This is a genomic window from Citrobacter sp. XY323 (assembly GCF_025106035.1).
GTDB lineage: Bacteria > Pseudomonadota > Gammaproteobacteria > Enterobacterales > Enterobacteriaceae > Citrobacter > Citrobacter braakii.
Map to the genome: position 1 here is coordinate 158,360 of NZ_JANYUK010000014.1, position 14,388 is coordinate 172,747.

Below are 14,388 nucleotides of genomic sequence, written 5' to 3' on the forward strand. Positions count from 1 at the left end.
ACGCATTGTCGGATAGCGGCATACAAAATGACTGACAAAAAAAAGCCCCTCACGCAGAGGGGCTTAAAGGTTATCGAGCTGATTACCCGAGCTGTTTACGCGCGTTGCGGAAGATACGCATCCACGGGCTGTCCTCGCCCCAGTTTTCCGGGTGCCAGGAGTTGCTCACGGTACGGAATACACGTTCCGGGTGCGGCATCATAATGGTGACGCGACCATTTTCAGTAGTAACGGCAGTAATTCCGTTCGGCGAACCGTTCGGGTTAGCCGGGTAGGTCTCGGTCACCTTACCGAAGTTATCAACGTAGCGCAGCGCCACCAGCCCCTTACTCTCCAGCGCGGCCAGATGCGCGCCGTCACGCACTTCCACACGGCCTTCACCGTGAGAAACGGCAATCGGCATCATCGAACCAACCATATCGGCAAGCAGTAAAGACGGGCTTTGCGTCACTTCGACCAGGCTGAAGCGGGCTTCAAAACGATCGGAGTGGTTACGCACAAAGCGTGGCCACAGCTCGCTTCCCGGGATCAGTTCACGCAGGTTAGACATCATCTGGCAACCGTTACACACCCCGAGCGCCAGCGTTTGCGGGCGATGGAAGAAGGTTTCGAACTCATCACGGACGCGGTTGTTGAACAGAATCGACTTCGCCCAGCCTTCCCCTGCGCCGAGCACATCGCCGTAAGAGAAACCGCCACAAGCGACCAGCGCCTGGAAGTTACCCAGACCGATGCGTCCGCCCAGCAGGTCGCTCATATGCACATCAATGGCGTCAAAGCCCGCACGGTGGAAGGCAGCCGCCATTTCGACGTGGGAGTTCACGCCCTGCTCGCGCAGCACGGCCACTTTTGGACGCGCGCCGGTAGCGATGTACGGGGCGGCAACATCTTCGTTGATATCAAACGACAGTTTAACGTTGAGGCCAGGATCGGCATCGTTGGTTTTCGCGTCGTGTTCCTGATCGGCACACTCAGGGTTGTCGCGCAGACGCTGCATCTGCCAGGTGGTTTCCGCCCACCACATGCGCAGCGTGGTGCGGCTTTCGCTGAACACCGGCTGACCGTTGGCGCTCAGGGTGAAACGGTCACCCGTTACCGCCTGGCCGAGATAGTGCACGCAATCTGCCAGGCCATGTTGTGCCAGCAACACCTCAACCGCTTCACGGTCAGCAGCGCGAACCTGGATCACTGCGCCCAGCTCTTCATTAAACAGCGCCGCCAGACGATCGTCACCCAGCGAGTGGATATCAGCGTCAATACCGCAGTGACCGGTGAAGGCCATTTCCGCCAGCGTAACCAGCAGTCCGCCGTCGGAACGGTCATGGTAGGCCAGCAGCTTACGCTGCGCGACCAGCGCCTGAATGGCGTCGTAGAAGCCTTTCAGTTGCTCAACGTTACGCACGTCGGCAGGCTTGTCGCCCAGTTGACGATAAACCTGTGCCAGCGCCGTCGCGCCCAGCGCGTTGTGACCAAGACCGAGGTCAATCAGCAGCAGGGCGTTGTCTTCAGTAGAGAGCTGCGGGGTTATCGTGTGGCGCACGTCTTCCACGCGGGCAAAGGCGGTGATCACCAGCGACAGCGGCGAAGTCATTTCACGCTGCTCATTACCTTCCTGCCAGCGGGTTTTCATCGACATAGAGTCTTTGCCCACCGGAATAGTCAGGCCAAGCGCCGGACATAATTCTTCCCCAACGGCTTTTACCGCTTCGTACAGCCCGGCATCTTCACCGGGGTGACCCGCAGCCGCCATCCAGTTAGCCGACAGTTTAATGCGTTTGATATCGCCAATCTGCGTTGCCGCAATGTTAGTCAGCGCTTCACCTACCGCCAGACGCGCAGAGGCCGAGAAATCCAGTAGCGCAACTGGCGCACGCTCACCGATAGACATCGCTTCACCGTAGTAGCTATCCAGGCTTGCGGTGGTGACCGCGCAGTTGGCTACCGGGATCTGCCACGGACCAACCATCTGGTCACGCGCCACCATGCCGGTAACGGTACGGTCGCCGATCGTCACGAGGAACGTTTTCTCAGCGACAGTCGGCAGATGCAGCACGCGGTTAACCGCATCTGCAATCGAGATTTCGCCACGATTCAGGGCGTCGCCTTTGGCTTTCAGCGTCTGCACATCGCGGGTCATTTTCGGGGTTTTACCCAGCAGCACATCCAGCGGCATGTCGATCGGCTGGTTATCGAAGTGGCTGTCGCTCAGTGTGAGATGCTGTTCTTCGGTGGCCTCACCGATCACCGCATACGGCGCGCGCTCGCGCTTACACAGTTCGTCAAACAGCGGTAGCTGGTCAGCTGCAACCGCCAGCACATAGCGCTCCTGGGATTCGTTACACCAGATTTCCAGCGGGCTCATACCCGGCTCGTCGCTAAGAATATCGCGCAGCTGGAACTTACCGCCGCGACCGCCATCGCTTACCAACTCCGGCATGGCGTTAGACAGACCACCTGCGCCAACGTCATGGATAAACAGGATCGGGTTCGCATCGCCCATCTGCCAGCAGCGGTCGATAACTTCCTGGCAACGACGTTCCATTTCCGGGTTGTCGCGCTGTACCGAAGCGAAATCAAGATCGGCATCAGACTGGCCGGAAGCCATAGAGGAGGCCGCCCCGCCGCCAAGCCCGATGTTCATCGCCGGGCCGCCGAGGACGATCAGCTTGGCGCCAACGACGATCTCACCTTTTTGCACGTGATCGGCACGGATGTTACCGATCCCCCCCGCCAGCATGATCGGTTTATGGTAACCGCGTAGCTCTTCGCCGTTGTGGCTGTTGACCTTTTCTTCGTAGGTGCGGAAGTAGCCGGTCAGCGCCGGACGACCGAATTCGTTGTTAAATGCCGCGCCGCCCAACGGACCTTCGGTCATGATATCGAGCGCGGTAACAATACGGTCCGGCTTACCAAAGTCTTCTTCCCACGGCTGTTCAAAGCCAGGAATACGCAGGTTGGAAACGGAGAAGCCCACCAGCCCGGCTTTCGGTTTTGCACCGCGACCGGTTGCACCCTCGTCGCGGATTTCGCCGCCGGAGCCGGTAGCCGCGCCCGGCCACGGAGAGATAGCCGTCGGGTGGTTGTGGGTTTCAACCTTCATCAGGATGTGGGCTGGCTCCTGATGGAAATCGTAGCGGCCGGTTTTGTGGTCGGCAAAGTAGCGGCCCACTTCAGAACCTTCCATTACCGCGGCGTTGTCTTTATAAGCAGACAGCACGTGGTCCGGCGTGGTTTCGAAAGTGTTTTTGATCATCTTGAACAGCGACTTGGGCTGCTGTTTACCGTCGATAACCCAGTCGGCGTTAAAAATTTTGTGGCGGCAGTGCTCGGAGTTAGCCTGCGCAAACATGTACAGTTCAATGTCGTTCGGGTTGCGTCCCAGTTTGGTAAACGCATCCTGCAGATAGTCGATTTCGTCTTCCGCCAGCGCCAGACCGAGACGCAGGTTAGCGTCGATCAGCGCCTGGCGTCCCTCACCCAGCAGATCAACACTGGAGACCGGCGCAGGCTGGTGATGGACAAACAGTTTTTCGGCATCGTTCAGCGCAGAGAAAACCGTTTCCATCATGCGGTCGTGCAGTTCGTCGGCAACCATCTGCCACTGCTCAGCGGTCAGCGTAGAGGCTTCTACATACCAGGCAATGCCACGTTCCAGACGGCTAATCTGTTGCAGGCCGCAGTTGTGGGCAATATCAGTCGCTTTAGAAGACCACGGGGAGATGGTGCCAGGGCGAGGCGTAACCAGCAGCAGTTTGCCTTCAGGGGCATGGCTGTGAAGAGCAGGACCATATTTCAGCAGGCGTACAAGCTGGGCGTGCTCATCCTCATTCAACGGTGCATTCAGATCGGCAAAATGGACGTACTCGGCGTAAATATTGTGGACCTGGAGGTTGGCAGCCTGAAAACGTGCCAGCAGTTTGTTAATACGGAATGCAGACAGTGCAGGTGAACCACGCAGAATTTCCATCATAAGTCTCTCGTCTTCTAAGCTTTCGGTGTGCCCAAGTGGGGGAAACGGGCGTCATTATAAAGAATCTACCGCGCCGACGAAACCGTTTGCGTCGAAATAAAATCACGACCTTCTCTTATCATCAAATGCGGTCTGGTTTCTGAATAAGTTGCCAACTGACGCAAGTTTAAGCAAAATGCCGCTCATTAATGACGACTTCACTTCTTAATCATCACCACAGCAGGCAGAGACAACGTACGGTTCAGAGAATTAACTAATTGAAAAAATTAAAGATTAATTATCTGTTCATCGGCATATTAACGCTGTTGTTGGCAGCGGCCCTCTGGCCATCTATTCCCTGGTTCGGTAAAGCCGAAAATCGTATCGCCGCCATTCAGTCGCGGGGAGAACTGCGCGTCAGTACCCTCGACTCGCCGTTAACTTACGCGACCCTCAACGGCAAGAAATTTGGCCTGGATTATGAACTGACTCAGGCGTTCGCCAACTACCTGGGCGTGAAGTTAAAAGTCACCGTGCGCCAGAACATCAGCCAGCTTTTTGACGACCTGGATAACGGCCATGCCGATCTGTTAGCCGCAGGCCTGGTATATAACAGCGAGCGGGTGAAAAATTACCAGCCCGGCCCAACCTACTATTCGGTTTCACAACAGTTGGTGTATCGGGTTGGGCAATACCGCCCGCGCACTCTTGCCACTGTGAACGAAAATCAGCTGACCATCGCCCCGGGACACGTGGTTGTTAACGATCTCCAGTTACTTAAAGAGAATAAATTTCCCGATCTGAGCTGGAAGGTGGATGACAAAAAGGGCACTACTGAACTGCTTGATGATGTTATCGCCGGGAAGCTGGATTACACCATTGCCGATTCCGTCGCCATCAGCTTATACCAACGCGTACATCCTGAACTGGCCGTAGCGCTGGACGTATCTGACGAACAGCCGGTGACCTGGTTTAGTCGCCTGGACGATGACAACACGCTGTCTGCCGCCCTGTTGGATTTTTTTAACACCATGAATGAAGACGGCTCTCTGGCGCGACTAGAAGAAAAGTATCTCGGACATGGCGATGATTTTGACTATGTTGATACCCGCACCTTTTTACGCGCCGTAGACAGCGTATTGCCGGACCTTAAGCCGCTGTTTGAGAAATATGCGCAGGAGATAGACTGGCGACTGCTCGCCGCAATCTCTTATCAGGAGTCGCACTGGGACGCGCAGGCCACTTCCCCGACCGGCGTACGCGGGTTGATGATGCTGACCAAAAATACCGCTCAAAGTCTCGGACTTACCGACCGTACCGATGCCGAACAAAGCATCAGCGGCGGCGCACGGTATTTGCAGGATATGATGAGTAAAGTGCCCGATACCGTCCCCGAAGGGGAACGCATCTGGTTTGCGCTCGCAGCCTACAACATGGGTTATGCGCACATGCTGGATGCACGGGCGCTGACCGTGAAAACCAAAGGCAATCCGAACAGTTGGTCCGACGTAAAACAGCGTCTGCCGCTGCTCAGCCAAAAGCCGTATTACAACAAGCTGACCTATGGTTATGCACGTGGCCACGAAGCCTACGCTTATGTAGAAAATATCCGTAAGTACCAGATTAGCCTGGTGGGGTATCTGCAGGAGAAAGAAAAACGGGCGCTTGAAACGCAGCAACTGGCGCAGGATTACCCGGCGGTGACGCCGGCAGAGCTAATAGGTAAAGATGAATTGCCGCTTTCGGCGTTTTTGTCTCAGACGTCGTCAAATTACCTGTCGCACTCCCCTTCCCTGCTGTTTTCACCGCAGAAAAAAGAGGACAAGTAGCCTCGTAGGCCTGATAAGCGCAGCGTCATCAGGCAATCAGACCGGCATTTACAAATTGGCGTTTTTTTTCAGCGCTTTGATTTCCTGACGACGCATGCGGAAGAAATCACTGAGCAACGTGGCGCATTCATCCCGTAGCACCCCTTCGGTCACCTCCACCCGATGATTCATTCCAGGGTGATGCAGTACATCCATTAATGACCCGGCTGCCCCCGTTTTCGCATCGCGCGCGCCAAAAACGATCCGGCCGATACGGCTGTGCACCATCGCGCCTGCGCACATCACGCACGGCTCCAGAGTGACATACAGCGTGGTATCCAACAGACGGTAGTTTTGCAGCACCAGGCCGCCCTGACGCAGCGCCATAATTTCAGCGTGGGCAGTCGGATCATGGTGACCAATCGGACGGTTCCAGCCTTCGCCAATCACGCGGTTGTTATGTACCAATACCGCGCCCACCGGGACTTCACGCTCATCCCAGGCGCGCTTAGCCAGCGTTAAAGCATGACGCATCCAGTATTCGTGGCTAAATTCAACTTCAGACAAAGGGGGTAACTCCAGTAATCAAAGCGGGCGCATTATACACAGACGCTATCGTTTACTCTATTCGAGTTGTTGTAGCTCTCCGCGCGGCGTGACGCGCCAGCGATGCTGGCAAAAAGAGAGCAGAGGATTGTCCTGATTACTGTCGCTGTAGCCACTGTAAAGCTGAAGCGGCGCACCAATGTGGCGTTCCAGTTGCGTCACTTTCTCATGGCCCAGACAGCGCAGAGGCAGCACCCACCCGCCGAATCCCCGCGCCATTTTACTGGCGATCAGATTGACTCGCGGTAGCCACGGCGTGTCGAAGTACACCTGCTCGACCAGCGACTGCGGGGAGCCAGTGATAAGCCAGATTTCGGCGTCAGAGCTTAACAGGTAGGTTGTCAGCCGCTGCTGCACGAGCGGAAAGGCCGTCACGTTACTGCGAAACCAGCGCACAAAGTCAGCCTGATGCCCTTTCAGACGCGCCTCGCTACGACCAAAAGTGCATCCCCACAACAGCAGGCTCATTGGCCAGCGGGCGGCGCGCCCTTGTATCAGCAGCGCCAGCGCAATCACCGGTAGCAGAGGCAGCACAAGCAACGCGTTCAGCGGCTGGCGACGCAGCAGATAACGTATAAAGCTACCGAACATATCCTGCTGGTGTAACGTGCCATCCAAATCAAAAAAAACAACGCGGCGCTGGTGATTGGTCAAACCTTATTCCTCTGGATCGTTGAACCCCAATAGCCAGGTAAACAGGAACCCGGCGATAACTGCTACCAGATAGCCTAACAGATAGAACATCACTTTTCCGGCAACAATCGTCAGTGCCAGCGGCAAACCGGAGATGCCAAAGGTGATAACCGTCGCCACCTTCCAGTAGCTAATCAGCGCCCCGCCTACCGCTCCGCCAAGGCAGGCACCGATAAACGGTTTACCCAACGGCAGCGTGACGCCAAAAATAAGCGGCTCGCCAATACCCAGCAGCCCGACCGGCAGCGCTCCTTTGATCACTTTCTTTAGCCGCGCATTGCGGGTTTTCATCAACACCGCTATCGCAGCCCCTACTTGTCCAACGCCTGCCATCGCCAGGATAGGAAAGAGCGCGTTATAACCGTGCGCCTGTACCAGCTCAACGTGGATGGGCACCAACCCTTGATGAAGTCCGGTGAGCACCAATGGCAGGAAAGTTCCCGCCAGTATGGCACCAACCAGGAAACCGCCGCGGTCGATAGCCCAGGATGCGCCGTGAGCGATAGATTCAGAAATCCAGCCTCCAAGCGGTTGTAGCGCCACAATCGCGATGGCCCCGGTAATGATGGTGGTCAGCAGCGGGTTAAGGATAAGCTCCAGCGATTCCGGCAACAGCTCGCGGAATTTGCGCTCGATCCAACACATCAGCGCAACCACCAGCAGCACTGCGATCACCCCGCCGCGCCCCGGCTGCAACGCTTCGCCAAACAGGGTAATCTGCGCCAGCTGCGGACTGGAGAGGATCCCCGCCATCACCCCACCCATCGCCAGAGAGCCGCCGAAGACTTTGGCGGTATTCACCCCAACCAGAATATTCATGATGGCAAACACGGCGCTACCAAATATGCCCATCAGCCCCAGCATATTCGGATTATGGGTCGCAAAATCCCCCACGATATCCGGTCGCTTAAGGATGTTAATAATGCCGGTAATCAAACCGGAGGCGATAAACGCCGGAATAAGAGGGATAAAGACGTTCGCCAGCTTGCGCAGCGCATCGCTCATTGGCGCTTTGTACTTCGCTTTGGCCTCTGATTTGGTGCGATCGATATTATTCACATCTGCACGCTCGCCGCCATCGGCAATCAGGGAGCGCATGGCATCCACCACCTTGGCAGCTTTACCGGGGCCGACGATTATCTGATGCTGCGCGCCCTGCTTCACGTAACCGCTAACACCGGGCAGTTGCCTGAGACGGGGAATATCAATCTGATCGTCATCCTGAACTTCCACCCTGACGCGGGTCATACAGTTTTCCAGGCGCAGAATATTTTGCTCTCCGCCTACGCCCAGCAGAATGTCGCTGGCCAGCACCGCCGTCTTATCCATATACACCTCTTAGTGTTCTAACGCCGCGCGTAAAAAACCCTGGTGAGCGGCAAGCTTTTCACGGGCGGCAGCGGCATCCAGGCCGGTGAGCGCCATTAAAATCGCTGGCTTAACGTCAAAATCAGTCTGCTTTAACAGCGCTTGCGCCTGTTCACGCGCAATGCCGGTGGCTTCAACCACCATACGGCACGCCCGATCGACCAGTTTGACGTTGGTTGCCTGCATATCCACCATCAGGTTCTGGTACACCTTGCCAAATTTCACCATCGCACCGGTGGAGATCATATTGAGCACCAGTTTTTGCGCGGTGCCGGATTTCAGTCGTGTTGACCCGGTCAACGCCTCCGGCCCCACCACCGGGGAGATCGCAATATCCGCTTCATGCGCGACAGGAGAATCCGGATTGCAGGAAATAGCCGCCGTCGTACAGCCCACCGAACGCGCATATTTCAGCCCGCCAATCACATACGGCGTGCGACCTGAAGCCGCCAGACCAACCACCAGATCCTGTGCGGTAAGGTTGAGTGCGCGCAGATCGTCTTCGCCTAACTGCGGGTTATCTTCCGCGCCTTCTACCGCCTTGAGCAGCGCGCCCGGCCCCCCGGCAATCAGCCCAACTACCAGACCATGCGGTACACCGAAGGTCGGTGGGCACTCAGACGCGTCCAGCACCCCAAGACGTCCGCTGGTACCTGCGCCCATGTAAATAATGCGTCCACCGGCTTTTAGCGCGTTAGCTGCCGCATCGACCGCGCACGCAACTTGAGGCAGAGTTGCTTTTACTGCTTCCGCTACCAGCGTATCCTGTTGATTAAATCGATGAACCAACTCCAACGTTGAGAGCGCATCCAGATCCATGGTCTGTGGATTGCGGGTTTCTGAAACTAATGCACCGAGATTCATTTTTTGTTCCTTAGGAATTTTTAATTCATAATAATCTGTCATAATGGAATATTATATTCATCCAGGCGAGTGAAATTTTGTTTTGCAATCGCCATCACGTTTTCGCCAGGAGACAGCATGAACTGTTTAATTCGCATTCGTCAGCGTTACCCGGACCTCGCGCAAAGCGATAAAAAACTTGCGGATTATCTTCTTGCTCAGCCGGATACCGCGCGTCATCTCAGCTCACAGCAGCTGGCCTTTGAAGCAGGCGTCAGCCAGTCCAGCGTGGTGAAGTTCGCGCAAAAGATGGGCTTTAAAGGGTTTCCGGCGCTGAAACTGGCGATTAGCGAAGCGTTGGCCAGCAATCCCAACCCTCATTCCATTCCGGTGCATAATCAGATTCGCGGTGACGATCCCATGCGTATGGTGGGCGAAAAGCTGATTAAAGAGAACGTGGCGGCGATGCATGCGACGCTGGATGTCAACAGCGAAGAGAAACTGATGGAGAGCGTCACGATGCTGCGCTCAGCCCGGCGCATTATCCTGACCGGGATTGGCGCATCGGGTCTGGTAGCGCAGAATTTTGCCTGGAAACTGCTAAAGATTGGGTTTAACGCGGTGGTTGAACGCGATATGCACGCCCTGCTGGCGGCGGTGCAGGCGCTTTCACCCAACGATCTGCTGCTGGCCATTTCGTATACCGGAGAACGCCGCGAACTCAACCTGGCTGCGGATGAAACGTTGCGCGCCGGAGCCAAAATTCTCGCCATCACCGGATTTACACCTAACGCCCTGCAACAGCGCGCAACTCATTGTCTGTACACGATTGCTGAAGAACAGGCCACGCGCAGCGCAGCGATTTCCTCTACCCATGCGCAAATGATGCTCACTGATTTACTGTTTATGGCGCTGGTGCAGCAAGATCTGGAGCATGCCCCGGAACGCATTCGCCACAGCGAAGCACTGGTAAAAAAACTGGTCTGAGCAAAGAATGCGCGTATAATGCCCGCCCGATTTGTGATGTTTTGAGAGTTTCCTGATGGCCCTGTTAATCACTAAAAAGTGTATCAATTGCGATATGTGCGAGCCCGAATGCCCGAATGAGGCGATTTCGATGGGTGACAGCATTTACGAGATTAACAGCGACAAGTGTACGGAATGCGTAGGCCATTACGACACACCAACCTGTCAGAAGGTGTGCCCGATCCCCAATACTATTTTGAAAGATCCGGCACATGTCGAAACGGAAGAGCAGCTGTGGGATAAGTTTGTACTGATGCACCACGCCGATAAGCTGTAACGTTGCCTGATGACGCTATGCTTATCAGGCCGATGAAACGTTAGCTCTCGATAATCACCGTGGCGCAGGCGTAGTGACGCTCATCGGCCAGCGTCACATGCATATGTGCGACGCCGAGTTTTTCCGCCAGTTTTAACGCCTCCCCCCATAACCGTAGACGCGGCTTACCGAGTTCGTCGTTAAAGACTTCAAACTGATTAAACGCCAGACCGTTGCGAATACCGGTACCAAAGGCTTTTGCTGCCGCCTCTTTGACCGCAAAACGCTTCGCCAGAAAGCGCACCGGTTGCTGATGCGTCTCCCAGATTGCCCACTCGTTGTCGCTGAGCACGCGTCTTGCCAGACGGTCGCCGGAACGGGAGATCACCGCTTCGATGCGGGCAATCTCCACGATATCCGTACCTAATCCCAGAATCGCCATTAGCCACGCGCTTCCAGCATCAGGCGCTTCATTTCGACTACTGCATCTTTCAGACCGCTCATCACCGCGCGGCCGATAATGGCATGGCCAATGTTCAACTCGTGCATTTCCGGGATCCGGGCGATGGCTTTAACGTTGTGGTACGTCAGGCCGTGCCCCGCATTCACCTTCAGGCCAAGGCTGGCGGCAAAGGTCGCCGCTTTGGCGATACGCGCCAGTTCGCTGGCCTGTTCAGCGTCGGTTTTCGCATCGGCGTAACAGCCGGTGTGAATTTCGATGTACGGCGCGCCGACTTCAGCAGCGGCCTTAATCTGTTCGTCATCCGCATCGATAAACAGCGAAACCAGAATGCCTGCATCCGCCAGGCGTTTGCAGGCATCGCGCATCTTGTCACGCTGACCCGCGACGTCCAGGCCACCTTCAGTCGTCACTTCCTGACGTTTTTCCGGCACCAGGCAGCAAAAATGCGGCTTAGTCTCAACGGCAATCGCCAGCATCTCTTCGGTTACCGCCATTTCCAGATTCATACGCGTATCCAGCGTCTGGCGCAAAATGCGCACGTCGCGATCGGTAATATGGCGACGGTCTTCACGCAGGTGCACGGTAATGCCGTCTGCGCCCGCCTGCTCAACGATAAACGCCGCCTGAACCGGGTCAGGGTATGCGGTGCCGCGTGCATTACGTAAAGTGGCAATGTGGTCAATGTTGACGCCTAACAGTAATTCGGCCATGGCAATCCATCCTCGTTAATCATTTTTTGTTTTTACTGCGCGTTTTGGCATAAATTGCCGGAACAGTTCCCGGCTTTTTAACGGCTTACCACCAAGATACGGCTTTAACGCCATGCGGGTAAAGCGTTTCGCGGCGCGAAGCGTATCAGCATCCGGAAATTCCCGCGATTCGAGTGCTTTCAGATGGCGTCCGGTAAAGGTGGCGTTATCAATCACTACGCTTGCGATAAACCCTTTTTCTTCCCGGTAACGATAGGTCATGGTGTCGTCCACCGGCTCGCCACTACCCGCACAGTGGGTAAAATCGACGCCGTACCCCAGATGTCCAAGTAAGGCCAGCTCAAAGCGACGCAGCGCAGGCTCTGGCGAACCCGTCGCGCCAGCCAGCGCCTGAATACAGTTCAGGTAGTCGAAAAAGAGTTCAGAAAAGCGGGTCTCATACTCAAGTACACGAGAGATAAGCTCGTTGATATACAAGCCGCTGTACAGTGTGATACCGCTAAGGGGGAGAGCCAGAGAAACGGCTTCGGCACTGCGTAAGGTTTTGACCTCACCACGTCCACCAAAGCGAAGCAACAACGGAGTAAAAGGCTGGAGCGCGCCTTTGAGATTAGAACGTTTGGAGCGCGCGCCTTTAGCCACCAGGCGCACACGACCCGATTCTTCCGTGAAGACGTCCAGCACGAGACTGGTTTCGCTCCACGGGCGGCTATGCAGGACAAAAGCGCGTTGCCATCCTTCCATCATACCCGCCGTCTTTCAAGCTGCAGGTGTGTTGGCTGCGCCCACTCACCCCAGTCACTCACTTGAGTAAGCTCCCGAGGATCTGCGGTCTTGCCGCCTTCCTGCACCTCGAAAGCCATAACCTATGAAAAATTAGACGTCGTCGCCGTAACCGAGGCTACGCAGCGCGCGCTCGTCATCGGCCCAGCCGGATTTCACTTTCACCCACAGCTCGAGGTGAACGGGCGCTTCGAACATCTCCTGCATGTCTTTACGCGCTTCGATGCCGATGGTTTTAATTTTGGCCCCTTTGTTGCCAATAACCATCTTCTTCTGCCCTTCACGTTCAACGAGGATCAGCCCGTTAATATCGTAACCACCGCGTTCGTTAGAGATAAAACGTTCAATCTCCACGGTAACGGAGTACGGCAGTTCAGCCCCCAGAAAACGCATCAGCTTTTCACGGATGATTTCAGACGCCATAAAGCGCTGAGAACGGTCGGTGATGTAATCTTCCGGGAAGTGATGAATGGCTTCCGGCAGGTGCTTACGCACGATGCCCGCAACGGTATCAACATTCAGGCCGGTTTCGGCAGAAATCGGGACGATATCAAGGAAGTTCATCTGGCTTGCCAGGAACTGCAGGTGCGGCAGTAAATCGGCTTTTTCCTGAACGTTGTCAACTTTGTTCACAGCCAGAATAACCGGGGCTTTACCGTCGCGCAGCTTGTTGAGCACCATTTCGTCGTCCGGCGTCCAGCGGGTGCCTTCCACAACGAAAATAACCAGTTCAACATCACCAATCGAGCTGCTTGCCGCTTTGTTCATCAGGCGGTTGATCGCCCGTTTTTCTTCCATATGCAGGCCCGGGGTATCAACATAAATCGCCTGATACGCACCTTCGGTATGGATGCCAACAATACGGTGACGTGTTGTCTGAGCCTTACGTGAGGTTATGGAAATCTTCTGCCCAAGCAGATTATTCAACAGGGTGGATTTGCCGACGTTCGGGCGACCGACGATGGCAATAAATCCGCAGTAAGTTTTCTCTTCGCTCATTCCAGCTCCAGTTTTTTCAACGCCTGTTCGGCGGCAGCCTGCTCAGCCTTACGACGGCTCGAACCTGTGCCAACCACCGGTTCACTCAGGCCGCTGACCTGGCAGTGGATAGTAAATTCTTGATCGTGTGCTTCACCACGAACCTGCACCACCAGATAGGACGGTAGCGGCAGGTGGCGACCCTGCAAATATTCCTGCAGGCGCGTTTTCGGATCTTTTTGTTTATCGCCTGGGCTAATTTCATCCAGACGAGTCTGATACCAGTTCAGGATCAGTTGTTCAACGGTTTGAATATCGCTGTCGAGGAAGACGCCGCCGATCAAAGCTTCAACGGTATCTGCCAGGATCGATTCACGACGGAAACCGCCGCTTTTCAGCTCGCCTGGCCCCAAACGTAAACATTCACCGAGGTCAAACTCACGGGCTAATTCAGCCAGCGTATTGCCGCGAACCAGCGTCGCGCGCATGCGACTCATATCACCTTCATCCACACGCGGAAAACGGTGATACAGCGCATTAGCGATAACAAAGCTCAGAATAGAGTCGCCTAAAAATTCTAAACGCTCGTTATGTTTGCTGCTGGCGCTACGGTGAGTTAATGCCTGCTGCAACAGCTCCTGATGATTAAAAGTGTAGCCCAGCTTCCGTTGAAGCCGATTAATTACGATGGGGTTCATGCGATACCAATAAATGAATGCGTCAACAATTCAGCACACGAAACAGACCTGATATACGCATTTCGCTTAGCCATCCCGCTTCGGCTGAATGCATTTATACACAAACCAACGCTGTTTCGTGTGCCGTGGCAACCTGTCGGTGCCAACCTCAAACTTCGGGGGAATATTCTATACACAACGACAAGGGATGTCGTTAGTCTGCGGGAA

The 14,388-nt window shown here is 55.2% G+C and carries 13 protein-coding genes; 3 read left to right on the plus strand and 10 right to left on the minus strand.

Features of this window, described 5'->3' with window-relative positions; translation table 11 throughout:
- Positions 1-82 precede the first annotated feature (82 nt).
- Positions 83-3,970: a phosphoribosylformylglycinamidine synthase gene (gene purL / locus N0B36_RS19595; RefSeq protein ID WP_103766628.1), complete on the minus strand. Its 3,888-nt coding sequence runs from the start codon at positions 3,968-3,970 to the stop codon at positions 83-85.
- Between the two features lie 257 nt (positions 3,971-4,227).
- On the opposite strand from purL, the gene mltF reads away from it, so the two are divergent.
- Positions 4,228-5,778, plus strand: a complete 1,551-nt coding sequence (gene mltF / locus N0B36_RS19600) for a membrane-bound lytic murein transglycosylase MltF (RefSeq protein WP_016157165.1) — start codon at positions 4,228-4,230, stop codon at positions 5,776-5,778.
- Positions 5,779-5,826: 48 nt separating this feature from the next.
- On the opposite strand, the gene tadA is transcribed toward mltF, so the two are convergent.
- From tadA to murQ, 4 genes are read right to left on the minus strand one after another with little or no spacing between them, the layout of a single operon-like run.
- A complete protein-coding gene (gene tadA, locus N0B36_RS19605) occupies positions 5,827-6,324 on the minus strand; it encodes a tRNA adenosine(34) deaminase TadA (protein ID WP_047501533.1) in 498 nt (165 codons plus the stop codon).
- Between the two features lie 57 nt (positions 6,325-6,381).
- Complete coding sequence (gene yfhb, locus N0B36_RS19610; protein ID WP_016157167.1) at positions 6,382-7,017, minus strand: phosphatidylglycerophosphatase C; 636 nt, start codon at positions 7,015-7,017, stop codon at positions 6,382-6,384.
- A gap of 3 nt (positions 7,018-7,020) precedes the next feature.
- Positions 7,021-8,385 carry a PTS transporter subunit EIIC gene (locus N0B36_RS19615; protein WP_259688873.1) on the minus strand — a complete coding sequence of 455 codons (1,365 nt, stop codon included), beginning with the start codon at positions 8,383-8,385 and terminating at the stop codon, positions 7,021-7,023.
- Between the two features lie 9 nt (positions 8,386-8,394).
- Positions 8,395-9,288: an N-acetylmuramic acid 6-phosphate etherase gene (murQ, locus tag N0B36_RS19620; RefSeq protein ID WP_016154044.1), complete on the minus strand. Its 894-nt coding sequence runs from the start codon at positions 9,286-9,288 to the stop codon at positions 8,395-8,397.
- A gap of 117 nt (positions 9,289-9,405) precedes the next feature.
- Here murQ and N0B36_RS19625 point away from each other — a divergent pair, with 117 nt between their 5' ends.
- Together N0B36_RS19625 and N0B36_RS19630 are read left to right on the plus strand one after the other, a co-directional pair.
- A complete protein-coding gene (locus N0B36_RS19625) occupies positions 9,406-10,254 on the plus strand; it encodes a MurR/RpiR family transcriptional regulator (protein WP_047501531.1) in 849 nt (282 codons plus the stop codon).
- A 55-nt stretch (positions 10,255-10,309) separates the two neighbouring features.
- A complete protein-coding gene (locus N0B36_RS19630) occupies positions 10,310-10,570 on the plus strand; it encodes a YfhL family 4Fe-4S dicluster ferredoxin (protein ID WP_003037590.1) in 261 nt (86 codons plus the stop codon).
- Between the two features lie 40 nt (positions 10,571-10,610).
- Here the strand turns inward: N0B36_RS19630 and acpS are convergent, their stop codons facing one another.
- The 5 genes from acpS to rnc form a co-directional block, all read right to left on the minus strand.
- Positions 10,611-10,991: a holo-ACP synthase gene (gene acpS / locus N0B36_RS19635; RefSeq protein WP_003037588.1), complete on the minus strand. Its 381-nt coding sequence runs from the start codon at positions 10,989-10,991 to the stop codon at positions 10,611-10,613.
- Entirely contained in the window at positions 10,991-11,722 is a 732-nt protein-coding gene (pdxJ, locus tag N0B36_RS19640; protein ID WP_016157172.1) for a pyridoxine 5'-phosphate synthase, read from the minus strand. Before pdxJ ends, acpS begins: the two co-directional genes overlap by 1 nt.
- Positions 11,723-11,737: 15 nt before the next feature.
- The gene (recO, locus tag N0B36_RS19645; RefSeq protein ID WP_016154047.1) at positions 11,738-12,466 is read right to left on the minus strand and encodes a DNA repair protein RecO; all 729 of its coding nucleotides are present in this window, start codon (positions 12,464-12,466) and stop codon (positions 11,738-11,740) included.
- 132 nt (positions 12,467-12,598) lie between these two features.
- Positions 12,599-13,504, minus strand: coding sequence for a GTPase Era (gene era, locus N0B36_RS19650; protein ID WP_003037581.1), 906 nt, complete (start codon positions 13,502-13,504; stop codon positions 12,599-12,601).
- Complete coding sequence (gene rnc / locus N0B36_RS19655) at positions 13,501-14,181, minus strand: ribonuclease III (RefSeq protein ID WP_003037579.1); 681 nt, start codon at positions 14,179-14,181, stop codon at positions 13,501-13,503. Before rnc ends, era begins: the two co-directional genes overlap by 4 nt.
- Between the last annotated feature and the right edge of the window lie 207 nt (positions 14,182-14,388).